Below are 25,413 nucleotides of genomic sequence, written 5' to 3'. Positions count from 1 at the left end.
ATTATGCCGGCATCCCATAACGCTCTGCTAACGCTTGCGGATAGTCTCGCTCTTGCGTGAGTTTAATCGCGTACTGCTCAATTTCTTGCTCAGACCAATGCACAGCGACTGGATGTTGTGATTCCACGTTTTGGTTAGGTTCGATATCAAACCAGAACTGAAGCATTTTTTGCGCTGCGAGTAGTGTTGATGACGCTTTTACCACTTCTATTCGTGCGTAATGGTTGTCTTCAAAGGTCACATCGGCTGCCCTGAGTACCGGATCCGTTCCAGGAATTTGCTGGGCACCAAACAGGGCTTTTCCCCCTTTGATAGCAGAATGATAGTCGGGAATGAACTGCGCCATGTGTTTAATAGCATTATTGGTTCGTTCTTCTAAGACTTCTTCTCGCCAACCGTTACGTATCTTTGAGAGTAAAGGTACTGGCAGTTCAGGCTGAGCAGAAGACGGCGTACTCTCAACTAAGCCATCTTCAAATAGCGTAATTCCTTTCGTCATGCCGTGAAGCTGAAAATAACCATTACCATAGGGGGTCAGTTGAGCCATTCCTTTATCAGTTCCACGCGGTCCATGGAAAATAACTTCTGGCCACAGTTGTTGACAGTCTGCCCACTTGGTTACGTAAGCGGCTTTAAACTCAACTAACCTATCACGCTTGGCACCGATGGTATTGTCAATGGATCCTGTTTCAAAACCACATGCATTGACCAAGTAGTCACATGTCATAAGATAATCAATGCCATCTCGTTCGTAACCAAGTTGCCAGTGATTACCCATCCAGTCCGCTTGTTTGAGCGTTGCTTGTGTGCATACTGAGGCGTTTGGCAGAGCGTTCAACGTTAAGTTGGCAATTGCGGCAAGGCGAAAAACACTCCAGCCATATTCCTGAACCGCCACAACTGGGTACTTTAGCGCTTCTAGATCAGCATGTTGAGCAAAAGGAATACACCACTCATCAAAGGTTGCAGGGTGACTTGGTTGAGTGCGTTGTGCGAGTGCTTCTAGATCCTCTTTTGAATACAATTTGTAGTATTCACTTGGTTCACCAAGCACTTTGTTGCTTTGATCTTTATCAACGAGCGTTTTATACGCATTTTTCACCACCTCTAGTCGAGGAATAAGTGCGGATGGGTCTCCACCATCAGAATAAGGAACTGCAATGATCGTCGGGCGAATATTCAGTGAAAGCGGATATAGGCGAACGGTATCAATGGATTGTGCTAACAAATCTAAACATTGTTGCTCAGAAATCTCTCGATATAAGTTGCCACCTGCATGTAAATGGCAAATGGGCGGACCATTTACCAGTGATACGCCCTTCTCTATTACGGAAACTTTAAAACCCAGCTCCGCAAAATGAATTGCTGCTGTTGCACCTGCGACACCGCCACCAACAACAGCGATGTGCTTATCTTTGTAATTTGGAAACTCAGACTTCATTGCTTCACTAAAAATTTTATAAGGAAAATTCTTTACTAACGGTGGATTCTACTCGTGTTTGGGCTTGATTAAAATCACAAAAAGTTCATGGGTTTGCGAAATATCCAACTGCGCCTTTATGGTGCGTTAAAGTAGAAAAAAATTGCAAAAAAAGTACTTGACGACATGGTTAGGAAGACACTTTTTTATACCTATGTGAATAACAATTTCACTGTAAGACCCATGGCGCAAAGCCTGCAGAAACACCCCACTTTTTACCCCATTTAGTTATCCCAAAAGTTATCCACTGTTTTTGTGGATAACTAAAATAAAAGTGTCATGGAGTGTTCCACATTTAATAACATTTGCAGTGATTAAGTGTTTACTGGCGTTAACAATCTTTTCAACAAACTCATTACGACAAGTGCCAACGTAACAAATGTTGCCAGTGGTAAAGCTATCCACAATTCGGGGTGAATTTGTGCGTTCAGATCGAAGCCATATGTCATTACCGCGGCCACACAAACTTCCGCAGCGAATACCGCAACACCGCTAGCTATCAACGCCATAATGCCGTATTCGGCCCACAGAGTCGTATTGATCCGTTTTTTACTTGAGCCTAATGTGCGATACAAACGAATCTCCTGCTGACGTTGGGATAAGCTTAATCTCAATAGCGTGAAGATAAGTAGCAATCCCGCAACCACGCCTAAAAGAGCAAGAATAGTGATTGCCGATACGATTTGTTGAATCAAATCCTGGATTTTTTCGCCCATGGTACGAATGTCTAAAACAGATACCGTTGGGTGAGATCGAGACATAGACGTTAATAGTGCTTCGTTCCCTTCATCAATTCTATAACTGATGAGGTAAGAACCCGGTAGATTAGCCATAACGTCGGATGAGAAAATAAAGTAAAAGTTAGGCTTCATATCACGCCATTCAACATAACGAATGGTATCTACTACCGCATCGTAGTTCTGGCTATTAATAACAAAGCGCAGTTTGTCACCAAGTTCGATGTCCAAGTCATTTGCTACATCGGCTTCTACGGAGACACTCCCCTTATTTGTCCATTCACCCGCAAGCACATCATTATACTCTGGCAGGCTGTCTCCCCACGTAAGGTTCAATTCACGACGTATTGCGTCAGAGCCTTCTCCTTCGTATTCAATCTCTTTGACGTTTTGACCATTAATCTCTGTCAATCGACCACGAATAATTGGATAAGCTTGTGACCGTGTAACCCCATTTTTATCTAAGGTTTCTAGGTAGCTATCGAGTTCGTAATCACCAATATTTAATGCGAAGACATTTGGCGCGTCTGCAGGCAAGGTTCTCTCCCAATCCGCGAGAATATCGCTGCGCACAAGCCAGATAATAGATAGCAGCATCAAAGACAACGCCAAAGCACCAAACTGCAGGCCACTGGTTACTGGCGTGCGGTTGATACGACTCAACGCAAGCTTCATGGCAGGTTGTGTTGAAATACGCGCAAACAATTTTGTGAGTGCGACGCTCACTGCAGCAAGCACAACAAAAAGTACTGCAATACCAATAAGAACAATCCAAACTAAGGTATTATCAGCATAAAGCAAAAGTAATGGAACAACGGGGACTAGAACGAGCAACATTCGCTTCCAAGAACGTTGTGCTTTGCCCTGCTGTAGCACTTCTAAGGCTGGAGTTTTAATCAAGCCTAACAATGGTATGCCAAGGGCAGGAACGGTGATCAGGACCGCTGAGATAAACGACACTAGATATGGGGTGACACCGTAACTAGGTAGAGGCTCGGGTAATAAGTCTTTGAGTGGAATGCGCAATAAGTACTCCAGCCCACTCCCCAACAATAACCCAACGACACTGGCGCTAATGAGCAGGATTGTGACTTGAATAAACAGCCATTTTTCAATCCATCGTCGACTTGCGCCAAGGCTTTTTAGCATCGCAATGGTTTGTGTTCGACTATTCACATAGTTTTGGCAAGTAAGAACCAATGTTGTCGCTGCCATAATGATGACAATCGCAACCGTTAGAGACAAATACTGCGTCGTTCGTTCAAAGACCTCATTGCTACGACTGGCAGTATCTTGCGTGCGCCAGCGATCACTAGGAGAAAGAACAGTATCTTCTTGCAGGCCTTTTAGCGTTTTATCATCGGCTTGTAGAAACAGACGGTATTGAACTCGACTCCCGACTTGAATTGCTCCTGTTTTCTCAACGTCTTTTTGATGGATGTATGCAGAAGGCATTTGCTGAAATGGGTTAAAGCTTAACCCAGGTTCCATCAGCACTGCACCTGAAACCGTAAAATCGGCATCGCCTATAGTGACGCTGTCACCCGACTTGACGTCTAGTTGAGCCATAATCCGCTCATCAAGCCAGAGTTGGTTCTCTTTAACGCGACCGGATGGGTTGTTGTCTAGTACCAGTTCTCCCATTAAAGGGTAATTGTCGTCCACTGCCCTTACGGAAATCAACTGCATACCATTGTCGCTAAATGCCATCGTGGCAAATCGTGTCATCGTCGAACGTTCTAGGTTTTCAGTCGAGGATAACAACGTGTCAGGTATAGGATTAGCAGACACAAACACCGCATCCGCTGTCAATGCATCCTTCCCCTGCTTGACGATCACCTGCTCCATTCGCTCCGCTAATGCAGAAAGCGCAAAGATGCTCGCAATCACAAGAATAAGAGCAACGCTAATAGGCCAAAGGTTCCCCTGTCTTATTTCGCCGAAACTCCAACGTATTAGGCTTTTGTTTGACGAGTGTTTTATTGCACTGCTTCGTTCTGTCGATGTTGCTTCGCTTGATGATACTGCAGACATTACACCTCCTCCTTAAGCTCACCCGCCTCCATACGATAAATACGGTCACATCGACTTGCTAGGTGACCATCGTGTGTAACTAATATCAGCGTTGTTCCATGCTGCTCATTAAGATCGAATAAAAGCTCAATTACTTTGTCTGCGGTTTGATGGTCAAGATTGCCGGTAGGCTCGTCTGCGAACAACAGTTCAGGCTGTGTCATAAAGGCACGTGCTAGCGCGACACGTTGTTGTTCACCACCAGATAATTGACTTGGAAGATGATCGACACGTTTTTCCAATCCAACAGCGGTTAATAATTCGGCGGCTCTTGCTTCATCTTCGGCTTCACCACGTAAAAGACAAGGAAGCGTGACATTGCGTAATGCACTCAAGCTCGGGATTAATAAGAAACTTTGGAAAACAAAACCTAGAGAGTCAGCTCGAATTTTTGCGCGAGCTTCATCGTCAAGTTTTGATAACTCATGACCTAACAAGGTAATTTCACCTGATGTTGGTGTATCAAGGCCAGCTAACAACGTCATCAACGTTGACTTACCCGCACCGGAAGTACCGACGATGGCGATTTTTTCTCCTTTCCTGATGTCAACATTTACATCTTTGAGGATTGTTAATTGCTCTTGATTAGTAGAGACTTGTTTAGAAACCAAATTGGCTTGAACAATAGGTGCATTAAGTACAGGTGTTTGCATGATTCGTATACTTTCCTTAGTTCTATTTTTTTGTTTTTCCGCTACTGCACATGCGAGCGAAAAGCTACTTGTCTTAGGTGATAGCCTGAGCGCGGGCTATCAGATGCCGATCGAAAAGAGTTGGCCTAGCTTACTCCCTGATGCCTTGTCAGAACATGGTCAAGATGTAACAGTTATTAATGCCAGCATTTCTGGCGATACCACAGGCAACGGCTTAGCTCGATTACCACAGCTGCTAACCCAGCACAGCCCTGATATGGTGCTCATTGAGTTAGGTGCCAACGATGGCCTAAGAGGTTTCCCTCCTAAACTTATTACGTCGAATCTCTCAAAAATGATTACCATGATAAAAGATTCAGGTGCGGACGTTGTCATGATGCAAATTCGAGTGCCACCTAATTATGGTAAGCGCTATAGCGATATGTTTTACGATATCTACCCTAAGCTTGCACAACATCAACAAGTTACCTTGATGCCATTCTTCTTGGAGCATGTGGTTATCAAACCCGAGTGGATGATGGATGATGGCCTTCACCCAAAGCCTGATGCACAGCCTTGGATTGCTGACTTTGTTGCTCAAGAATTAATTAAACATCTCTAATTTTAATGGTCTAGCTCAATAAGTTTTACTTAACTTTACGTTAATCTATTTTCAATTCCACTCATCGAGGATAGATAACAACATGCGAATAGACCCTTTAATTCAAGGTGTTGTTGCTCGCTCTGCTCACCCATACGGGTGTCATGCATCCATTAAAGAGCAAATTGAATACGTAAAACACGCCCCGCAGATCAAAAGCGGTCCAAAACGGGTTTTGATTATTGGTGCTTCCTCTGGTTTCGGGTTAGCGGCTCGTATTGCCCTCACCTTCGGAGGTGCTAAAGCTGATACCATTGGTGTCTCCTTTGAGCGCGGGCCTTCAGACAAAGGCGTTGGGAGTGCGGGTTGGTATAACAACATCTTTTTTAAACAAGAAGCAAATCACGCGGGGCGTACCGCTATCAATATTGTTGGTGACGCATTCTCTGACTCTGTCCGTAATCAAGTGATTGAAGCCATTGAAACGTACTTTGAAGGTGAAGTTGATTTAGTCATCTATAGCTTAGCGACGGGTGTTCGACCTAAACCAGAGTCTGATGAGTTTTGGCGCAGCGTCATTAAGCCTATTGGTGAGCCTGTCACTGGCGCTTCAATTATGCTGGAAAACGATCAGTGGGTAGAAACCACTTTAACTCCAGCAACAGAGGAAGAGGCCGAAGCCACTATCAAAGTGATGGGCGGTGAAGACTGGGAAAGCTGGATTGATACACTGATTAATAATGACTCGATTGCACAAGGCTGCAAAACCATCGCGTTTTCTTACATGGGACCAGACGTTACGCACCCTATCTATCTCGATGGTACGTTAGGTCGAGCGAAAATAGATTTACACCAAACAAGTCACTCGTTAAATCTAAAACTTGCCAACTTTGACGGCGGTGCTTACGCAACAGTGTGTAAGGCGTTGGTGACGAAAGCCAGTGTGTTCATTCCTGCGCTAAGTCCCTACCTTTTAGCTCTTTATCGAGTGATGAAGGAAAAAGGTACTCACGAACGTTGTATTGAACAAATGCAGCGACTGTTTACCACTAAATTGTACGATCAAGATAAAGTGCCTGTTGACGGCGAACGCTTAATCCGAATAGACGACTTAGAGCTTGACCCGCAAGTACAACAAGAAGTCCATGCTCTTTTAGAGCAAATGAACGCCAATAACTTTAAAGAGATTGGTGATTACCAAGGCTTTAAAGATGAGTTTATGAAGCTAAATGGCTTTAACTTTGAAGACGTCGACTATTCGCAAGACATTTCTATTGAGTCGCTAAAATCGCTTAAACCGTAATGCTTGTTATCTGTTTCAAGTATGAGATATGTGATAACTATTCCTAGTCCTGAACACTTTTCAGGACTTTTTTTTGTTTCAAGCCCCAGCCACCCTATACTTAATTAAAAACCGAGAACAAGATAGAGCAGTCTACATTTTAAATTCACAGGAAGTGAAACCACGTAAAGGATGACCTATATGGGGAGATTGCAAACATTAGATTATGAAATCCCTGAGTCTATGCAAAAAAGTTGGCAGGAAATCGTCAACTTACTGGCTCAAATAACACATGTACCCACCACATTAATCATGCGTATCCATCCAGATCGTATTGAAGTCAACACATCCAGTGAAACTCAAGGTAACCCCTATCGTACCGGCGATGCTGAACTACTCGGGAACGGTTTGTATTGTGAGCATGTCATTGAGCATAAGAGCGAACTCATGGTTCCTAATGCGCTCGAGGATGAAGAATGGTGCAACAACCCTGACATCAAACTAGGCATGATATCTTATTGTGGTTTACCGTTATTCTGGCCAAACGGAGAGACGTTTGGAACCATCTGCATGCTTGATTCCAAGAAGAATGAATACAGCGACACTTACCGCCAATTGCTCGGAACTTTCAAAGACTCAATCGAAGCGCAGCTCTCCGTCGTGTATCAGCAACACAAGCTCCAGCGTCTTAATAATGAACTCAAAAATCGAGTTGAGAACCGTACTACGGACTTAGCGCAGTTGAGTTACTCCCTAACAAAAGAGATTGATCGTCGTAAGGCCGCAGAAAAACAAGTGAGCTACCAAAAAACACACGATCAGGGAACCGGATTCTTAAACCGCGCAGCACTTGAAAGTGTTGTCGGAGAAACGCTCGGAACGTTGGATCATAGCCAGCAATCACTGCTTGTGATAAACATTGGCTTTAGTAATGCTCGCAGTATCCAAACCCGTTATGGCTTTGAGGCCTTTGACGAGATATTAAAAGAATTTCGGTATCGCCTTGGTAAACGAGAATCGAGTTATTTCGTTACCGGAAGGCCGAGCTCGAATGACCTTGTATTACTCATTTGGGGCAACGATATTGATATGAAATTGCGGAAGCTACTGGATGATATCACCAATATTGGCTTGGGAAGCTTTTATATAAAAGACACAGAGGTTCACCTCAACTCTTACATTGGTGTTGTTCAAGCCCACCAAACCAGCAATGCCAAACAACTTCTTCAAAATGCATGCTATGCCATGCTGTTGTGTAAAGAGTCTGGCGAAGCGTATAGTTATTTTTGTGAAAGTCATTCGAATGAGCTAAACAACCACAATCAATTGGAAAGCTACTTATTGCAAGCGGTAAGAAATGACGACCTGATGCTGTACTTTCAGCCCAAAGTTCACCCCCATACTCACAAATGGATTGGCGCAGAAGCATTGTTGCGCTGGAGACACCCAATACTGGGCGACGTCTCCAACGAAGCATTAATACATATGGCCGAACAAAACGGGCTTATTTTTGAAGTGGGCTCTTTTGTTCTTCGTACCGCGATAGACAAAGCGAAGCAGTGGTCGGAGTTAATTGATAATTTCAAAATTGCCGTTAACGTCTCTCCAATTCAATTACAAAACGTGAACTTTGCGGAGCAAGTGCAACACCTACTCGAATCCTTCCATTTACCAGCACATTTTCTCGAACTCGAGGTGACCGAGAGCGCTTTAATTGCCGATGAAATAGTAGCACGCACAACGCTAAACAAATTGCACGAATTAGGCGTGACATTGTCACTTGATGACTTCGGTACAGGGTACGCCTCTTTCAGCTATTTGAAGAAATACCCATTTGATGCCATCAAGATTGATAAGAGCTTTGTCCAGCAAATGGAAAAGTCGGACGATGATCGTGCGATCATTTGCTCTATCATACACATAGCTAAAAAACTGGACCTCCAAGTGGTTATTGAGGGCATTGAATCCCCCCAACAAGAGCAGTTTCTTATTGGTGAGGGTTGTGATATTGGGCAAGGCTTTCTCTATGGTAAACCTATGCCTTGTAATGAATTTGAGCAAAGTTTGTTTAATCAGCGTCTTTCAGGCGGACAATACGCCTACTCTTCCTAAGCATTCTCTTTACTAAGGTGGCGGTGGTTTCTATAATCGCCGCCCGCTTCTATTAAAAGGCCAATATCTTCATGGATCAGTTGACTGCCACGCTTAAGAAAATTGAAAAGCAGAACTACCGCGCTTATCAGCAAATCAAAGGTCAATACGACTTCACTGATTTCACTTTGTTCATCGATCACGTACAAGGAGACCCGTATGCTTCAGCGTCACGTTTTCGTGCAACTCGCGCCTGGTCCTTGACTGGTCTGGAATGGTTAAAAGACGAGTCCCCTGCTTTTCAACGAGCAGCACGTGATTTTATTGCGCGCAGTTTTGAGCAGTTTGCTAAACAAGAAAACTCAGTATCCATTTCATTGAATGGCCAAACTGTATTGGATAGCACCGCAGTATTGTTTACCGAGGAAGGTATTGAACTGCGTTTTCGAGTTAACTTGCCTGCTGAAGGTCGTTCAGTGTTGGGGAAAAAAGCCAACAACATACTGACTTTCCATTTGCCTAAGTTTATCCGTCGAGCAACCTTAGAGCGTGAACTCGACAAAGCAGCATTGATTGAGCATTGCCAAGTTGTTGAAGACCAAGATGCCCTGCGTGCACAGTTGGAAGCCAATAACCTAGTTGCGTTTGTCGCAAATGGCAGCATTCTCCCTCGAATTGCCGGTAACTGTGATCTCCCAATGAAAGAGGCGGTTGAATTCAAAGCCCCTGAATCGCTGCAAGTGACTTTACATGCACCAAACAAAGGCCATGTCACGGGATTAGGGATTCCAAAGGGCATTACGCTAATCGTTGGTGGCGGTTTCCACGGTAAATCTACCTTACTGAATGCGATTGAGCGTTCGATTTACGACCATATTCCAGGAGATGGTCGTGAATACATCGTAGCTGATGAAAAGGCAATGAAGATCCGCGCCGAAGATGGTCGATGCGTGCATCATTTGAACCTGTCGAATTACATCAACCATTTGCCAATGGGTAAAGATACAGCGGACTTTTCGACTCAAGATGCATCAGGCTCAACATCACAAGCCGCTTGGCTTCAAGAGTCTATTGAAGCGGGTGCGAGCACGTTATTGATTGATGAAGACACCTCTGCGACGAACTTCATGATTCGAGATGAGCGTATGCAGGCATTGGTGGCAAAAGGTGATGAACCAATTACCCCTCTTGTCGATCGCATTGGTCAATTGCGAGATGATCTCGATATCTCTACCATTATCGTTATGGGTGGTTCAGGCGACTACTTAGACGTTGCCGACACAGTCATTCAGATGCACGACTACCAAGCGGTTGATGTGACAGAAAAAGCGAAAGAAGTGATCGCTCAGCACCCTACTCAACGTCATAACGAATCGGAAGAACGCTTACAAACCTTCCCGCCTCGCGCCCTGAATCGCGTTGCTTTGATGAATATTCTCACTGACGGTAAATTCCGTGTGAATGCGAAAGGCAAAGAGTCACTTCGATTTGGCAAAGAGTTTACTGACCTTAGCGCTTTGGAACAGATTGAGTCCGCTGATGAAGTCAACACGATTGGCTGGTTATGGTTCCAAATCGCTCAGCTTCCAGGCTGGTGTAATCATCCAGCGAAGGAAATTGAAGAAATGCTGTCTGGTGAGTGGCATGCATCGCTCCCTAAGCAAGGGGACTTAGCCAAACCACGCACACTAGACGTAATGGCTGCGCTTAACCGCATGAGAAAATCTCAGTTTAAGCCATCATGCTAGTTTTGATACGCTGATTGAGACAATCCAATGAAAAAAGGCAGCTAATAGTTAGCTGCCTTCCTTTATCTTTATTCATACCGAATCATTCGTTTCTCAGTACATTCCACGCTTCACAAAGAATTCTAAACCTTTCTGCATCACCATTTTCTCGATCAGGATGCCAACGAAGCGCGAGTTTTCGCCACTGCTTTCTAATTTCTGCGGGTGTTGCATCAGGGTTAAGCTCAAACAGTGAGAGTGCTTTTGTTTTATCCACGCTGACTGTAGACGAACCACCAATGAATTTTTGATAAGTGGTCCAAAATTCATTCAACAATCGACGCACTTCATCTTCGTCCGCTTCGTAGTTGCGCCAATCCAGATAATATTCACGCAAAGGGTCGTTAATATCAACGATATGCCTCGAAGCTTCTAACGAAGACATCAGCTGGATATTCATCGCTTCAACTTGCAGCCAGGCATCTGGGTAAAGCGTTTCTTGCAGTTGGTATAGCGCGTTCATGATTAAGAAATTTCGTTTGAATAAATCCTTATCAGGAGAATCATCCAATTTCGAAATGTAGCCCTGTTCACTCAACTTGCTTGCTAAGGTGTGAACTTTCCAATCGGAAGGCTGCTTTCTAAGAATTTCTAGCATTGGCCAAAGCAACGGGTTTTCTATTGCGTGAGTCTCAATACTACTGACCGTGCGTTGTCCTTCCATTCATCCTCTCTGTTTTTAATATTGAAGCATCACACTAATCTCAGAGAAAGCTGCTCATCTGTACTGGTAAAAATGCTTGCTGACGCGTGTTTCAGGCCCAATTTCTGTGGCACCGAATTAAGCGTGGGTATCATTTTGTACCATAAACAACAAAAGGCCGATAGTCATCAACCATCGGCCTTTGTAAGGAGATCACGTAAAGGTTAAATAACCCCTAGTTCACGTAAACGTTCCATAAGGTAGCTATGTGCGGTGTAGCGCTCTGACAAAACCACTTCTGGCTTTGGATGCAAGAACAACGGCAATGAAATACGCGACTTTTCTTGACGGCCACCCGTTGGGTTGATTACACGGTGAGTCGTTGAAGGAAAGTAACCGCCCGACGCTTCTTGAAGCATATCACCAATGTTGATGATTAAGTTTCCGAAGTCACATGGTACATCTATCCAATCACCCTCTTTGCTCTTTACTTGCAGTCCAGGCTCATTAGCGGCTGGCAGAACCGTTAGTAGGTTAATGTCTTCATGCGCAGCAGCACGAATAGCGCCAGGCTCTTCTTCGCCTGTCATCGGTGGGTAGTGAAGAACGCGTAGTAATGTTTTGTCGCTGTTATTGATCATTTCTGACAACGCGATAGAGAACTTCTCTTGAACGTCCTTAGGTGCGTACGCTTCAACCCAGCCTAATAGCTCCTGAGCAAATGCATTCGCCCGCTCATAGTACTCTAAGATTTCAGCTTTAAGTTGCTCTGGGATCTGGCCCCAAGGGTAAACATGAAAGTACTCTTTGATGTCTTTCACTTTGTGCCCTTTCGCTACTTCAGACACAGAAGGTGGGAAGTAGCCATCTTGGGTGTCTACGTTAAAGTGAAAATCATTCTTTTGATCTGAACAGAAAAACTCATGCCAGTTTTTGTAAATTGACTCTACAAGCTCTTGTGGAATCGGGTGGTTTTTCAACACACCGAACCCTGTTTCGCGCAGAGAGGTAACGAACTGTTGAGCAGCATCGTCAGCAAGATAATCGACAGTTTCCAGTTTCATGGCTTTACTTCTTTTTTATTAGACTGAATCACGGATTCTATGGATGGGCATGTTGTAAATCAAACTTTAATGAAAAGTGCACGCGCAAACGTTTTAATGTTGAGCAGTTTGGCAATAAATCAACATTTTCAGTGATCAAAAACACCATCAAAATAACAATTGCACACCGTTCAATTAAGTGTAATCATTACCCAAGTCTATGGAGTCCCACTGTAAGATAAATTGAAGGATCAAGTAACTCTATGAAAAGCACCTCGACACTCTTAGGATTGACGATTTTTTATGCCATCGTGTTTTTATTTTCTGCGTTAGAACCTAACTCACGTGCCGTTTGGTTTGCAGAGATTATCCCAGCAATTGGTATTCTTGTTGCTATTTGGGTAATCTCGATTCGCTATCAATTCAGTAATACGGCTTACCTTTTAATGTTCATCTGGCTCTGTTTGCACACTATCGGAGCGAAATATACGTTTTCCGAAGTACCATTTGACTGGTTTAACGACATGATTGGTTCAGATAGAAACAACTTTGATCGCGTTGCGCACTTTTCGATTGGCCTTTATGCGTATCCGATAGCTGAATACTTGATACACAAGAATAAGTTCAACAAAACGTTCTCTTGCTGGTTTGCTTTGTTTGCGATCATGTCGCTTGCAGCAGGCTATGAGATTATCGAATGGTGGTATGCAGAATTGGCTGGCGGCGATGAAGGAATCGCCTTTCTGGGCTCGCAAGGTGACATATGGGACGCCCAGAAAGATATGTTGTGCGACACCGTTGGTGCAGCGTTGTCGCTGTTTTTAATGTCGGCTCAGCGTCGATTCTCTCAGCCACTCTAAATAAGGGTTAAACCCATCAACAATTGGAACCTGTACGATCTGTGCTACTTCATATTCGTGCAGGTTTTCTATTTTCTCTTCCACCAATTCATAGAGCTCTCGACGAGTTTTAATCACCAGCAACCATTCGTTGTCAGTACAAATCTCCCCTTTCCACACATAGTGACTTTCAATAGGCATCGTTTGAATACACGCGGCTAATTGGGCATCTAGCAAACCTTTAATGATCTGATCTCGATTTTTTTCGTTGCTGGTTGTGCTTAACACCATGCAGTAGTCATGTTTTATACTCATTTTCTAGCCCTTCATTATTTCATTGTCACTTTGCCGCCAATCATTTTGTAAGCGGGCGTTCCTCTCACTAGGGTATCTCTTGCAAACTCTTGCCCGCAACTGGGACAGATGCATGGGGTTTGTGTGAAATCGTCAACAATGCGCTCTTTGAAGCATTTGACCAGTGCGCCTTTTCCGCCTTTACGGTACTTGAATAGTTGAGTTTTACACTTTGAGCAATAGATATCGACAGTTTTCGTCGGCTGTTTCTTATTCGGTTTCGCCATGATTATTTTCTATATCAGGTTTTACCCATACGTTATTAAAGTCAAACCAACCTAAGGCATTACACTTTGCATTTTGTAAGGCACCGCTGTGGTCTTTATTGACACCCAACCAGCAGTGAAACATCGGAATCACCTGACAACTTTTTACCAACTGACGTCCTAGCTCACGTGCAGGGAAGTCTGGATAAACACCAGCACGCCACTGATCAACGAGCTTCGCCCATTCGCTAAAATCGTAACCAGAACTGAATTTCTCAATATCACTGTAATCCAGAAGCCAGCCAGCCAACGCGTCATTTCGATTCGTTGCAATGCCCATGGCTTTCACCCAAATATCCACTTCCTCCGGTGCGGGCGGTTGAGAATCATAACGAATAAACTCGACCTCTATACCGTGCGGTTTTAAGAGTGTCTTGATGGCCTTGGCAACTACTGGAAACATCGGATGCTTTTTCTGATACGCCACGTAAATCACCTTATCAGCCTGCGGCACGGTTCCCGCCTCTGCTGGCCTAAGGTCAATCCAACCTGGCTTAAGGCCAAAGGCTTGCAATACTCCCAGTTCCATCACTTTATCCTGAGGAACATGAGCATAAATTTGGTGACTGTTGAGAGTTTGTGATAGGAATTCTGCCCAGCGAGGGTCTTTTGCAATCCCGGTGTTTTTGTTTAGTAATAGGAATGTACAGCCAGGATCAAGCTCGACCTCATCAGATGAACCTTGTTTATCCATCTTTGGCTTAGACAAGCTTGGATAGACCATTGAAGAGTACGCTTCATCAATTACCCACACCTCAACTTGGTCCAGTAAGGGACGAAAGCCAAAGTAGCCATCAAAAGCAGTCAAAATGAGACGCTTATCATCATTCATTTTAACTTGGAACGGCCCTGTCCCTATCGGTTGTCTATCGAAGTTTTCTGAACGCAAAGCGCTTGGTAGCAAAATTTTTGCTTGCGACTCACTCAGCGCCAAAGGCAGGTAGCGATCAGGACGAACAAGTTCAATATCGACGGTCCATTCCTGTGGTGAAGATACCTTTTTTATATGAGAAAACAGGTTCAAGCTACTTAGTGCAAGCACACTTTCAAGTACACAACTGGTTGATAACGGTTCACCATTATGAAAACGCACCCCACGACGAAGATAAAAACGCCAGTGCGTATCAGAAATGGCTTCCCATGTGTGGGCTAAATCTGGCTGAAGTTGTTCATTTTCATCAAGGCGAGTTAGCCCGCTAAAAATTTGTCTGGCGATGTGCTGTTCAGAACGTCGCATCGGTTTCTGTGGGTTTAACATCGCCAATGGTCGATAATAAGGCAAACGTACCACCTGTTCGCCCTGTCGATGCTGAAGCCCTAAATAACCCTGAATAACCTGCGTTAATCGAGCCGCGTCGTTATCAAGCGCATCTAGAGCCTGGCCAATTTTCCCTTCGTCGAGATAACGTCTGGCGAGGTTTTCACTGACATCGCTACGGTTACGTTTGAAAACGAGTTTTGAGAGTTTTCCTCGACCCGCCGCTGGATGCCATTCAATCCAGCCCTCCTCTTCTAATTTATTGAGAACAATACGAGCATTACGACGTGTACAAAACAGCGCTTCGGTGATGTCTTCAAGCTGAACGTCCGTATCGTGACCGGAAAATTTTTCAAACAGTGTTTCGAACTGAACACGTAAACGAGGGCTACTCATAAAGAGGAAATTCTTATCTTATTGTTGATAAGCTAAGTTTCCTCATTTTTATCAAAAAGTGCAAACGTCACGCAGTAAATTATTGAATATCGATGCCAATTTCTCGTGCAAGATCGGCCAGTTGTTCCTCATTATCCAGCTTGATAGACCATTTACACTCTGCACCATGAGATAAAACAACGTTCGCTCCTCTACCCAGTAACTGGATAGAATCGGTTTGCGCTTGTAAGGTTACCATTGCACTGCCGGAGAGCTTAATCACGATTTCACGCTGGGTAGCAATGATTTTTCCTAATGAAAACTCAATCACCATCTTGCTTTATACCGACTTCGTTTTATGTTGCTTCACTGCGATAGTTAAGCGACTGGTACACACTAATCGGCCTCGTTCATCAGTTATGTCGATTTGCCACACTTGTGTTGAAACGCCAAGGTGTACGGGTTTTGCCGTACCAATCACATGACCACTTCGCATTGCACGTACATGGTTCGCGTTGATATCCAAACCGACACAGTAACTCCCCTCATCAACAGAGAAATTCGCAGCTAAAGAGCCTAATGTTTCTGCGAGTACAACAGAAGCGCCACCATGAAGCATTCCTAAAGGTTGATGAGTAAAACTACATACAGGCATGGTTGCTGTAAGGGAGTCATCCGTGAAATCTGTGTATTCAATTTGTAGATGCTCGATCAGGGTATTTTTTGATGTAGCATTCAGAATCTCTATGCTAACGGGCTTTTTCCATATACTCATTGTTTTACTCTTAATTTCACAAATTGGTTTGTCGGATTGTAACGATTTATTAGAGAGCTAGCATAGACTTTACTTAGGTCTAACTTCAAGGTGTAACATCTTGGCCTCCTTGCCAGTTGATGAATAATTTGATCCATGCATCGTGTTACTATTTGGGTATATACTATTGCTTCAAAACAAAAATAATTTAGATGGAGCCTATTATGAAGGTATGGATGAAAGCCTCTGCTCTTTTAACTATCGCGGGCTTAACGGCATGTAGCGCATCACCGACTGGCCGTAACCAGATCCTGATGTTTTCAGATCAAGAAATGTCATCGCTTGGCGCCAAATCTTTCGAACAAATGAAGAAAGATATCCCAATCAGCAAAGATCGCAAAACGAATGCCTACGTACAATGCGTTGCCAAACACATCACTGACACCATTCCTGCACAAGCTGGATTTAAAGATTGGGAGGTGGTTGTTTTTGATAGTGAACAAGTCAATGCGTTTGCTCTACCTGGTGGGAAGATCGGCGTTTACACCGGGCTTTTAGGTGTCGCGAAAAACCAAGATCAGTTGGCAACAGTCATTGGTCACGAAGTGGCTCACGTCCTTGCTGACCACAGTAATGAACGCCTTTCACAAAGCCAGTTAGCAAATGCGGGATTGTCTCTGGCAAACGTTGCTATAGGAGCTTCCGAGTACAAACAGTATCAGCAAATGACGATGGCGGCACTTGGTGTCGGTGTCCAATACGGTGTTATTTTGCCATACGGTCGTACACAGGAATCCGAGGCTGATATTGTCGGGCTTGAGTTTATGGCAAAAGCAGGCTTCGACCCACGTCAAAGTGTCGATTTATGGAAAAATATGAGTGCTGCATCCGGTGGCTCTCAACCTCCTGAATTCTTCTCAACTCACCCATCGCACAGTACGCGTATTAAAGATTTACAAGCAACCATAAATAAGTTGCCTGCGTATAAGGCGAAAGCGCCAAAATGTGGCTAAACTTCTGCTACCAGTGTCTATTTTTCGCAAAAAAGCTCCCTAGGGAGCTTTTTTAATGGGTATAAGGAATAGTTTAAGTACCCAGTATCTGTAGTGGCAAGCTCAACAGGCTATCTCCAAGGGTAGCAAAATACCAAATGATAGCGACAAAACCACCGACAGAAACCAAGTACCAAGCAAGTGAGAAGAGTTGTCCGTAACGGGTTAACGGCAATAAATGACTATGATGTCGACCTCTCCATTCCATGACCACTTCTAGCATCCCCATTAACAATAAAAACCCTAGCAATGTCAGCCCGAAAGAATAGCTGATAAAAATACCCAACAAGGCAGCAGCTATACTGCCGACTAATCCAACCCAAGTGTTCATTGAGAAGGTAATGCTTTTGAGTACATGACCACCATCTAGTGGCAGAATAGGCAACAGATTAAACAGGTTTAGTAACGCGTTAAACACTGCTAGGCCAGCGAAGAGCACCTCTCCAGTCATCCAATAAAGCAAAGTAAACGCGATGCTAAGAACTAAACCAAAAAATGGTCCCATAATCGAGATAACCACATCTTGCCAGCGTGTGTTGATCTTTTCATCACTCAGCGCTAAACCGCCAAGAAATGGAATCAAATAGATGCCCTTGGTCTTCATTCCAAAGTACTTCATCGCCCTAATATGGCCATACTCATGGAAAACTAAACAGGCGATCAAAGCTAACGCGAACTCGATAGAAAATAACCAAGAATATGCAGCAAGACTTGCAGATGCTAGCGCCACTTTGATTACTTTCGCACTCTTGAGTGCTTTCATTCCAAGCGATACTAGCCCTATCACACTTAAACGCTTTTCCGTTGGCGGTTCAACTTCTGGTACTTGGCGTTCGATGTCTTTTTCATTTCGGCAACCTTCGCTAATAAGCTCATCGTTAATTGTGGCCTTGTAACTCAATTCAAACGGTTGCCATGTTAATGAACACTCCAAATCGCATACCAGGACTTCCTCCCCTGCAGAGAGTCTAAACTGGTGAAGACAAGTGTCTGCAACATTATCACTGGCATCTATTTGGGACACCAAGGTGTTATCCCAATATAACTGCTGCCAACCAGCCATCGATCCTTCGAGCCTTAACGAACGACCTAAAAATTCAACATTCAGTAATTCCAACACGATTCCTATTGCGTCTATTGAATAACAACAAAGCGAGGCGCGAATTATGCCTGCTAAGTACAGAAACGGCAAAGCCCGCTATCTCTTGGTTTGAATGCCATTTAACCATAAAGCCCGTAAAACAATTCTGGTCGTACCATTCTCTTAAAAAATATAACGATAATACATGCCCTTACGAATCACCGTTTGACCTATGCATCATATTTAAAACGCAAAATACGCTCAAACTTTGACAAGTTATTAAACATACAATTAACATTACATTTACATCACGGTTGTGTTTCACGTATTAACAACTGGTGTAAGTATCACACAACAATTACAAGGACTTCGGTCCAACACTATGACACCCTAGGAGGGTCAAGGATGAACAAGAAGCACTGCTCTCTGCTTACAATTTCAATATTGTTTGCGTGTAATGCCCATTCAGCGGGCTTCCAGGTAGCTGAGCATTCAGCATCTGGTCTTGGTCGAGCATTTTCAGGTGAAGGAGCGGTCGCAGACAATGCCAGCGTTCTTGCACGAAACCCAGCAGCGATGACGCTTTTCAAAGAAGCTCAATTCTCGGGCGCGTTATCTATCATCGATCCTGAAGTCGATGTGTATGACACGGTTAACAAAGAACATGCGAAAGATGTTGCCCCTTTACAAGTCGTGCCAGCGGGTTATTACATCAGCCCTATCAACGATAACTGGGCTTGGGGGATCGGTATGTTCACAACATACGGTGTTGCTACTGATTATCCAGATGATATTTCTGCGGGTGACATGGCGGGTGACACTTCCCTACTTTCAGTAAACATTAATCCTAATGTCGCTTACCGTATTAACGAGTCTTTCAGTGTCGGTGGCGGTATCAACCTAGTGTACGCGGAAGCGGAGCTGACTCGTCACAAAGGCGCACTCGCCCGTATTTTAGGTGGTAATAAGTCCGATAACCTTGTCGGCATGGAAGGCGAAACTTTTGCTTGGGGTTGGAATATTGGCGCTTTGTACGAGCTAAATGAAAACAACCGTTTTGGCTTTGGTTACCGTTCTAAAGTTGATCTAGATTTTGACGACGGTGAGTTTAGTAGTTACGACTCAGGCCGAGCTCCATCACCAAAAGTGGATGGCCGTTTAAAAATCTCTCTCCCTTCAATTATCGAATTATCGGCTTTCCATCAACTGAATGAACAATGGGCAGTACATTACGGCTGGCAACAGACCGATTGGAGCACATTTAAAGAACTGAAAGCGACGAGTCCTCAATGTAATGATGGAACTGCTGGTCAATGTTTCTACAAACCAGAGAAATACGAAGACAACAATCGTTATTCTATTGGTGCCACTTACACCCTCAATGCGGATTGGACATTCCGTGCGGGCTTTGCATACGACGAACAAGCAGGTGAAGCCACATTGAGCATCCCTGACAGTGACCGTTTTTGGTACAGCGCGGGCCTAACTTACGCAATGAATGAGAATTTAACTTTCGATGCAGGCTTTGCACTTGTTAAGAGTAAATCAGGCTCTTTCACCGAGACAAATGCTCAGGATGAAGAGATCAAGTTCGACTCTGAAGGTACTGCTTACATCAGCGCGGTACAGATGAACTACACCTTCAAATAATGGGATTACGGAGTAAACCAATGAAACACACGTTTAAATTATCAATGCTTTGTTCTGCAATCCTTCTTGCTGGTTGTGGTGATAATACATCAAGCTCTGGTACTTCCGACAAAGTTCAATTTGAAGATGAAGTCCAAGCACTGCTCGACCGTGAAACATCTATCAGCTTTACGCTTCAAGGGGCGAATGCGGATGTACCTGCGCCCTCTTACTTATTAATGGACACAACAGATGGCACGCTTGGTCTGCCAACTGACGGTGATGATGCCTTAACCAACCCTAGAGCCTCGATGAATACGATGGATGGATGGTCAACGTCTATGCCAATCGTTCTGAACTTTAAAGGCGATGGTTTTGCAACGGGTATGCTGCCGTCTGGTATTAAAGTCATCAAGATTAATCAACGTTTGACCGAGTGGGATGGTAAGTCTAACCCAATCGAAGAAGTTCTCGTTCAGAACCAAGACTACGTTGTTCAAGCAAAAGGCAACTCTCTATATATCCAGTTCATGGATGCGCTTGATGAGTCAAGCGAGTACATTTTTGCAGTAACACAAGATGTTACGGACGTGAATGGTGAGCCAATCGGTACATCAGCCAGTTACGCGACAGGTAAATCGAAAGAAATCGTTTATGAAACTGGTGCTCTTGCTTCTATTCAAGCGGTGACACAAGCGGTGGAAGGCATTTTTGGTCTAGCTCAAGTTAACCCTGACGACATCGTTTACTCCTCCTGGTTCAGCACTCAGTCTGTAGGTGACACTTTGGCGGCGGTTAAAGGTGTAACCGCAACCGGTTTCTCAACGGGTGCAAATACACTAAACGCCGTTTACAAAAACGATGCGAACGAAGGTTCAGTAGATTTATCAACAGCCTACACAATGACACTTGGTGCAACCCAAGACTTTAGCACTGCGCTAGACTCTGACGATGACTTTAGTAAGTACGTTAGTGACCTAGACGCGGCAAAAACGGCAATTAAAGGCCTTTATTCGAAGTCAGGTGCCGATGTAAATGTGACTCAAGGTGTGGTCAGACTGCCTCATTATCTAGAAAAAGGGGCAAACTGGAACATGCAGCCAATGGTATCTGCGATGCCAAGCCTAGCGAAGCTAAGTACAGCACTGGCGGATCCGAACGAGCAAGCGAACATGGTCCAGCAGCTATCAACCGGCGTTTTCGCAAATAACCCTGTTGACGTGACAAAGCTTGCAACCGATCCTACAGAGCAGCTAAAACTGGTGGGTGCTAAACTCACATTAAGCGATGGTACCCAACTCGACAGTGAACGTATTGTGACTCGCTACTCCCCAGTTCCAGTCGTTAAATCGGTAGAAGATGTCGAAGTACTTGTCTTCACACCTAAATCTGGTGTCGCGACCGACGTTGTGATTTATCAACACGGCATCACTTCTGCAAAAGAGGATTCATATGCCTTCGCGTTTAATATGGTGAAAGCAGGTGTGGCTGTTATTGCTATCGACTTACCTATTCACGGCACACGTAGCTTAGATGAGCAACGTTCAGCTAATTCTAATATCTTGGCGTATCTAAATCTTTCTAACTTGGCAATCGCTCGTGATAACCTACGCCAAAGTGTACTGGATGTATTGGGTTTACGCGCGAGCTTAGTGGTATCGGCGCAAGGTGGTCTGTTGGCAGAAGGGCCTCTGCAAGGCTTTAACCCAATGACGGGTTCTAAAGTCAAAATGTTAGGTCATTCACTTGGCGGTATTGTGGCTACATCTGCCGTGGCAGCAGCAAATAACACGCTAGGTAGCCCCAACGCAGATGCACTTTACACATTTAGCTCTGCTTCTGTACAGAACTCTGGTGGCCAAATCGGCAATTTGTTACTAGGTTCAGAAGCCTATGGCGCTCAGATCAGGCATAACTTAGCATATGCTGCGTCTGCAGACTACGCGAGTTATGCAGATGCGTCATGTACACAATTGGAAGATAAAACGTGTTACGAAGCTTTTGAGGCCGCAGCAACAGAAACTCAGTTAGCAACACTAGAAGCTGGCTTCTCCCAGTTTATCTACGCGGCACAAACCACGCTAGATACCGTAGACCCGTTCACAAACGCGTCAGATTTAGTTGCTTCTGGTTCACTAACAACACCATTCCTGATGACCGAGGTTGATGGCGATGGCAATGTACCAAACAGCGTTCCAAATGCACCGTTTGCCGGGACTGAGCCTCTAGCAGCTAAACTAGGTTTAACGACCGTAAACAGTGCTAATACAGCCGTGTCTCCAATGGCAAGCTTTGTGCAATATAACGCTACTGCATCGCACATTACGTTTGTTTCTCCAAATGGCACACTTTCTGATATTGACCATCACGTTGAGATGCAAATGGAAAACACAGACTTCTTAATGGATGACACTTTAACGGGTGTGACTAATACTTCCGTTCTGAAGTAATCGTATCACCTCTCTTACCAAAGCCCAGTTTCGACTGGGCTTTTTCGTTCTCTATCATAAAAAACCGTCCCGTATATCCTTTGCTATAGTTAAATCGGTGTCGTACCTAACTTACTTGTTTGAAAGGAAAACTCTATGCGCATATTCACTATAATGGCCACTGCTTTACTTCTTGCTGCATGCGGAAGTAGCCAATATCTTATGTCGACAAATGAAGGGAAAATTATTACTTCTTACGGAAAACCAGACCTTAACGAAGAAACGGGTATGTACGAGTATGAAGACGTGGATGGGAAAGAAATGAGCATTTCAAAAGATCAAATTGTGCAGATTATTGAACGCTAGCAACATGCCCTCTATGTATTTAGAGGGCTCTCCCCATACTTCTGAGCGCAGTTAATACTCCCAACGAACCTCTAACTTCCTCAAGAAATGAAGCAACCAATTCATCATTCAAAACAATCAATGCATTTTCTTATATACAGGTATTATTTGTTTATCGAATATTTTACATCTTTACCCTAATCAGGTTGGAATATTGTAAAATCTCGGCTTTAATTCGCTAACACCCTTTTATTTCTCAGGATAAAGTGGATAATACCGCCACAAAATAACATTACTAAGGTGAGTCCTTATGTCTATTGAAGCTACTCTGCTTGCGCGCTGCGAGTCAAAATGTGAACTGTGTTCTTCTGAATCTCAACTAACAGCATACGCTGTCCCACCTCACGGTAACGTGACCGTTGATACTGCTATCATGGTTTGTGATAAGTGTCTGGGTGAGATCGATGAGCCAAAAGACATTAACCATTGGCGTTGTCTAAACGAAAGCATGTGGAGCCAGGTTCCTGCAGTACAAGTGACAGCATGGCGCCAACTCACTCGCCTAAACTCTGAAAGCTGGGCTCAAGATGCTCTTGACATGATGTACATGGAAGAAGAGCAAATGAACTGGGCGATGAAGGGTATGTCTGATGATGACAAAACGCTGGATTGCAACGGCACTGAACTTAAGAAAGGTGACGATGTAACGGTAATCAAAGACCTACCAGTTAAAGGCACTAACCAAGTAATCAAACAAGGCACAGTGATCCGTGGTATCAGCCTTGGTGATGATCCGAAACTAGTTTCGGGCAAGGCAAATGGCGGTCAGTCAATGTACGTGATCGCAGAATACTGCCGTAAGAAGTAATATCGCATTACTCTACAAGTCAAAACGGGGCACTATTAGTGCCCCGTTTTCATTTCTAATGAACACCAATTTGGAATAAGCTCCTCTACTCCGGTATTGACTCCGTATAGAGTTCTAGCTCCGTTATTCGCGTTTGAGCAGCTAAAAAAATACCGGCTTATAGGCCGGTATTTTCATTCATTATTTCAAGATTAACGGTACATACCGATATCTTTTTGAATGTGAGCTGACAAATCTTCCGCATAGTAACTGCGTGGTGCAGTATTATCTACGAATAGAATGTCTAGTAAGTGAGCAATCAGTCCTTTGAAGTTAACCGCGTAGGTTTTCTTATCCATAGAGGTTGGTAAAGCTACATTTGTCATTTGCATTGCTTGTGCCATGATTGCCTCTCTTTAAAGCAGTAGTCTGTTTTGTTGGTTGTATATTAGTCAGTTTCTTATTGTTTAAGAAATGACAAATTTTACCCATTCGAATTAGATTATCTAATAAAACAATCCCATTACAAATATCAAAAATACAAATGAATAATAACAGCATAAATAGTCAGAAACTGTTTAATTATGTTGAATAACTTAACGTTACCTGCATAAGCTTACCTCAAATTACAACATATTTTTAACATTAAGTTTCGTTGTTTATTTTATTTTTAGCGCTTTACTTATATTTTTTGATTAGTAATTTTAACGCTAGAGCGACGGTTCGACTTATTTTTGAGGAGCGATGCCACAACCGCTGATGTCATCACAACGATTAAGAATGTGAGTGACCACGTTGTCGGAATCTCATACTCTGTTCCCACCAATAACATCTTTACACCGATAAACATCATGATCACCGATAATGCTGGTTTTAAGTACACAAACTTGTCTAACATCGCTTGCAGAACAAAGTACAAAGATCGCAAACCCAACAGTGCAAACACGTTCGCGGCTAAGACTAAAAATGGGTCTCGTGTTACCGCGAATATGGCAGGTATAGAATCCAGTGCAAACATTACATCCATCACTGCAATTACACCGACTACGATCAGCATTGGTGTTGCCACCCACTTACCAGCTTGCTTTAAGATTAAGTGATTTCCTTGGTAATCATCCGTAACTGGCAATATTTTGCGAATAAACTGCTCAGGATATGGGTTAACCTCTTCTGCTTCACCTTTGTCGCGAGCAAGCTTAATACCTGTCCAAATAAGGAATGCGGCAAAGAGGTACAATACCCAGTGGTACTGCGCAAGTAACTGAGCACCAACCGCAATCATGATAGCCCGTAGAACTAACGCACCAATCACGCCCCAAAGCAGCGCTCGCGGACGCAAATGCTCCGGCACACTGTATTGTGCAAAGATGATGGCAAACACAAACAAGTTATCCACGCTTAGCGACTTCTCTAGTAAGTAGCCTGTTAAGAATGAAACCGTTGCTTTATCGTTCGTATAAGTGCTGTGCGGTGCGTAAAAGTCCCAGAATAAATAGATAGAACCTGCAAAAACAAAGGCAAGTAAGAACCAAAAAACACTCCAAAGGATGGCTTTTTTCATCGTTATTACTCCACCACGCGTTTGATAGATATCAAGCGCAACAAGAACAAGCGTAAAAAGACCAAAAGCGCCATACATCGCTAATGACTCTTGAAGTGGTGCCGATTGGCTCAATTGGGTGGTACTTTCGATAAGAGACATGCTTCCTCCCATGGCGGAAGGGCATGAGTTTGGTGACCTTCCGCAGACAATAACAACAAGCAGTCACATAGTAATCATGTGCTGCCAGTCAATGAATGCGTTGGTCTCGTTGA

The 25,413-nt window shown here is 43.9% G+C and carries 23 protein-coding genes; 10 read left to right on the top strand and 13 right to left on the bottom strand.

The window, feature by feature from the left end; all coding sequences use genetic code 11:
* Position 1 precedes the first annotated feature (1 nt).
* The 3 genes from FR741_RS19455 to FR741_RS19445 form a co-directional block, all read right to left on the bottom strand.
* The gene (locus FR741_RS19455; RefSeq protein WP_152814685.1) at positions 2 to 1,441 is read right to left on the bottom strand and encodes an FAD-dependent oxidoreductase; all 1,440 of its coding nucleotides are present in this window, start codon (positions 1,439 to 1,441) and stop codon (positions 2 to 4) included.
* A gap of 353 nt (positions 1,442 to 1,794) precedes the next feature.
* Positions 1,795 to 4,251 carry an ABC transporter permease gene (locus tag FR741_RS19450; protein ID WP_167427494.1) on the bottom strand — a complete coding sequence of 819 codons (2,457 nt, stop codon included), beginning with the start codon at positions 4,249 to 4,251 and terminating at the stop codon, positions 1,795 to 1,797.
* Positions 4,251 to 4,943: an ABC transporter ATP-binding protein gene (locus FR741_RS19445; protein ID WP_005395482.1), complete on the bottom strand. Its 693-nt coding sequence runs from the start codon at positions 4,941 to 4,943 to the stop codon at positions 4,251 to 4,253. Before FR741_RS19445 ends, FR741_RS19450 begins: the two co-directional genes overlap by 1 nt.
* On the opposite strand from FR741_RS19445, the gene tesA reads away from it, so the two are divergent.
* The 4 genes from tesA to FR741_RS19425 all read left to right on the top strand — a co-directional run bounded on the left by tesA (position 4,942) and on the right by FR741_RS19425 (position 10,644).
* On the top strand, positions 4,942 to 5,544 hold the full coding sequence (gene tesA / locus FR741_RS19440; protein ID WP_005395483.1) for a multifunctional acyl-CoA thioesterase I/protease I/lysophospholipase L1: 603 nt from the start codon (positions 4,942 to 4,944) through the stop codon (positions 5,542 to 5,544). The genes FR741_RS19445 and tesA overlap by 2 nt on opposite strands.
* Positions 5,545 to 5,626: 82 nt before the next feature.
* Complete coding sequence (gene fabV / locus FR741_RS19435; RefSeq protein ID WP_012842298.1) at positions 5,627 to 6,826, top strand: enoyl-ACP reductase FabV; 1,200 nt, start codon at positions 5,627 to 5,629, stop codon at positions 6,824 to 6,826.
* 180 nt (positions 6,827 to 7,006) lie between these two features.
* Positions 7,007 to 8,917, top strand: coding sequence for a bifunctional diguanylate cyclase/phosphodiesterase (locus FR741_RS19430; protein ID WP_053808423.1), 1,911 nt, complete (start codon positions 7,007 to 7,009; stop codon positions 8,915 to 8,917).
* Positions 8,918 to 8,988: 71 nt separating this feature from the next.
* On the top strand, positions 8,989 to 10,644 hold the full coding sequence (locus FR741_RS19425; protein ID WP_167427493.1) for an ABC-ATPase domain-containing protein: 1,656 nt from the start codon (positions 8,989 to 8,991) through the stop codon (positions 10,642 to 10,644).
* Between the two features lie 82 nt (positions 10,645 to 10,726).
* On the opposite strand, the gene FR741_RS19420 is transcribed toward FR741_RS19425, so the two are convergent.
* Positions 10,727 to 11,347 (bottom strand): DNA-J related domain-containing protein, encoded by a 621-nt coding sequence (locus tag FR741_RS19420; protein WP_012842300.1) that lies wholly within the window; start codon positions 11,345 to 11,347, stop codon positions 10,727 to 10,729.
* Positions 11,348 to 11,550: 203 nt separating this feature from the next.
* Positions 11,551 to 12,390 carry an isopenicillin N synthase family dioxygenase gene (locus tag FR741_RS19415; RefSeq protein WP_005376329.1) on the bottom strand — a complete coding sequence of 280 codons (840 nt, stop codon included), beginning with the start codon at positions 12,388 to 12,390 and terminating at the stop codon, positions 11,551 to 11,553.
* Between the two features lie 242 nt (positions 12,391 to 12,632).
* Here FR741_RS19415 and FR741_RS19410 point away from each other — a divergent pair, with 242 nt between their 5' ends.
* On the top strand, positions 12,633 to 13,229 hold the full coding sequence (locus FR741_RS19410) for a DUF2238 domain-containing protein (protein ID WP_074190660.1): 597 nt from the start codon (positions 12,633 to 12,635) through the stop codon (positions 13,227 to 13,229).
* On the opposite strand, the gene cutA is transcribed toward FR741_RS19410, so the two are convergent.
* The 5 genes from cutA to FR741_RS19385 form a co-directional block, all read right to left on the bottom strand.
* Positions 13,191 to 13,523 (bottom strand): divalent-cation tolerance protein CutA, encoded by a 333-nt coding sequence (gene cutA / locus FR741_RS19405; protein WP_031780471.1) that lies wholly within the window; start codon positions 13,521 to 13,523, stop codon positions 13,191 to 13,193. The genes FR741_RS19410 and cutA overlap by 39 nt on opposite strands.
* Positions 13,524 to 13,537: 14 nt before the next feature.
* Entirely contained in the window at positions 13,538 to 13,789 is a 252-nt protein-coding gene (locus FR741_RS19400; RefSeq protein ID WP_053349877.1) for a hypothetical protein, read from the bottom strand.
* Positions 13,773 to 15,482 carry an SgrR family transcriptional regulator gene (locus FR741_RS19395; RefSeq protein WP_167427492.1) on the bottom strand — a complete coding sequence of 570 codons (1,710 nt, stop codon included), beginning with the start codon at positions 15,480 to 15,482 and terminating at the stop codon, positions 13,773 to 13,775. Before FR741_RS19395 ends, FR741_RS19400 begins: the two co-directional genes overlap by 17 nt.
* Before the next feature lie 79 nt (positions 15,483 to 15,561).
* On the bottom strand, positions 15,562 to 15,795 hold the full coding sequence (locus FR741_RS19390) for a DUF3389 domain-containing protein (protein WP_005395503.1): 234 nt from the start codon (positions 15,793 to 15,795) through the stop codon (positions 15,562 to 15,564).
* A 6-nt stretch (positions 15,796 to 15,801) separates the two neighbouring features.
* Positions 15,802 to 16,236, bottom strand: a complete 435-nt coding sequence (locus FR741_RS19385) for a hotdog fold thioesterase (RefSeq protein ID WP_012842307.1) — start codon at positions 16,234 to 16,236, stop codon at positions 15,802 to 15,804.
* 203 nt (positions 16,237 to 16,439) lie between these two features.
* Between FR741_RS19385 and FR741_RS19380 the strand changes: the two genes are divergently transcribed.
* Entirely contained in the window at positions 16,440 to 17,228 is a 789-nt protein-coding gene (locus FR741_RS19380) for a M48 family metallopeptidase (protein WP_152814675.1), read from the top strand.
* Positions 17,229 to 17,301: 73 nt separating this feature from the next.
* On the opposite strand, the gene FR741_RS19375 is transcribed toward FR741_RS19380, so the two are convergent.
* Positions 17,302 to 18,330 (bottom strand): site-2 protease family protein, encoded by a 1,029-nt coding sequence (locus FR741_RS19375; protein WP_233059830.1) that lies wholly within the window; start codon positions 18,328 to 18,330, stop codon positions 17,302 to 17,304.
* A 423-nt stretch (positions 18,331 to 18,753) separates the two neighbouring features.
* Between FR741_RS19375 and FR741_RS19370 the strand changes: the two genes are divergently transcribed.
* The 4 genes from FR741_RS19370 to FR741_RS19355 all read left to right on the top strand — a co-directional run bounded on the left by FR741_RS19370 (position 18,754) and on the right by FR741_RS19355 (position 23,619).
* A complete protein-coding gene (locus tag FR741_RS19370) occupies positions 18,754 to 19,998 on the top strand; it encodes an outer membrane protein transport protein (protein ID WP_012842310.1) in 1,245 nt (414 codons plus the stop codon).
* 20 nt (positions 19,999 to 20,018) lie between these two features.
* A complete protein-coding gene (locus FR741_RS19365; protein WP_167427489.1) occupies positions 20,019 to 22,427 on the top strand; it encodes a VolA/Pla-1 family phospholipase in 2,409 nt (802 codons plus the stop codon).
* A 135-nt stretch (positions 22,428 to 22,562) separates the two neighbouring features.
* Complete coding sequence (locus FR741_RS19360) at positions 22,563 to 22,772, top strand: YgdI/YgdR family lipoprotein (protein WP_167427488.1); 210 nt, start codon at positions 22,563 to 22,565, stop codon at positions 22,770 to 22,772.
* Between the two features lie 289 nt (positions 22,773 to 23,061).
* Positions 23,062 to 23,619 (top strand): PhnA domain-containing protein, encoded by a 558-nt coding sequence (locus tag FR741_RS19355; protein WP_005395511.1) that lies wholly within the window; start codon positions 23,062 to 23,064, stop codon positions 23,617 to 23,619.
* Positions 23,620 to 23,810: 191 nt separating this feature from the next.
* Here FR741_RS19355 and FR741_RS19350 read toward each other — a convergent pair whose 3' ends face one another.
* Positions 23,811 to 24,002, bottom strand: a complete 192-nt coding sequence (locus FR741_RS19350) for a hypothetical protein (RefSeq protein WP_005376351.1) — start codon at positions 24,000 to 24,002, stop codon at positions 23,811 to 23,813.
* A gap of 278 nt (positions 24,003 to 24,280) precedes the next feature.
* Positions 24,281 to 25,300, bottom strand: a complete 1,020-nt coding sequence (locus FR741_RS19345; RefSeq protein WP_167427487.1) for a TerC family protein — start codon at positions 25,298 to 25,300, stop codon at positions 24,281 to 24,283.
* Positions 25,301 to 25,413: the final 113 nt, after the last annotated feature.

The organism is Vibrio diabolicus (assembly GCF_011801455.1).
Classification (GTDB): Bacteria; Pseudomonadota; Gammaproteobacteria; order Enterobacterales; family Vibrionaceae; genus Vibrio; species Vibrio diabolicus.
This window is presented reverse-complemented; position numbering and strand designations above follow the sequence as displayed.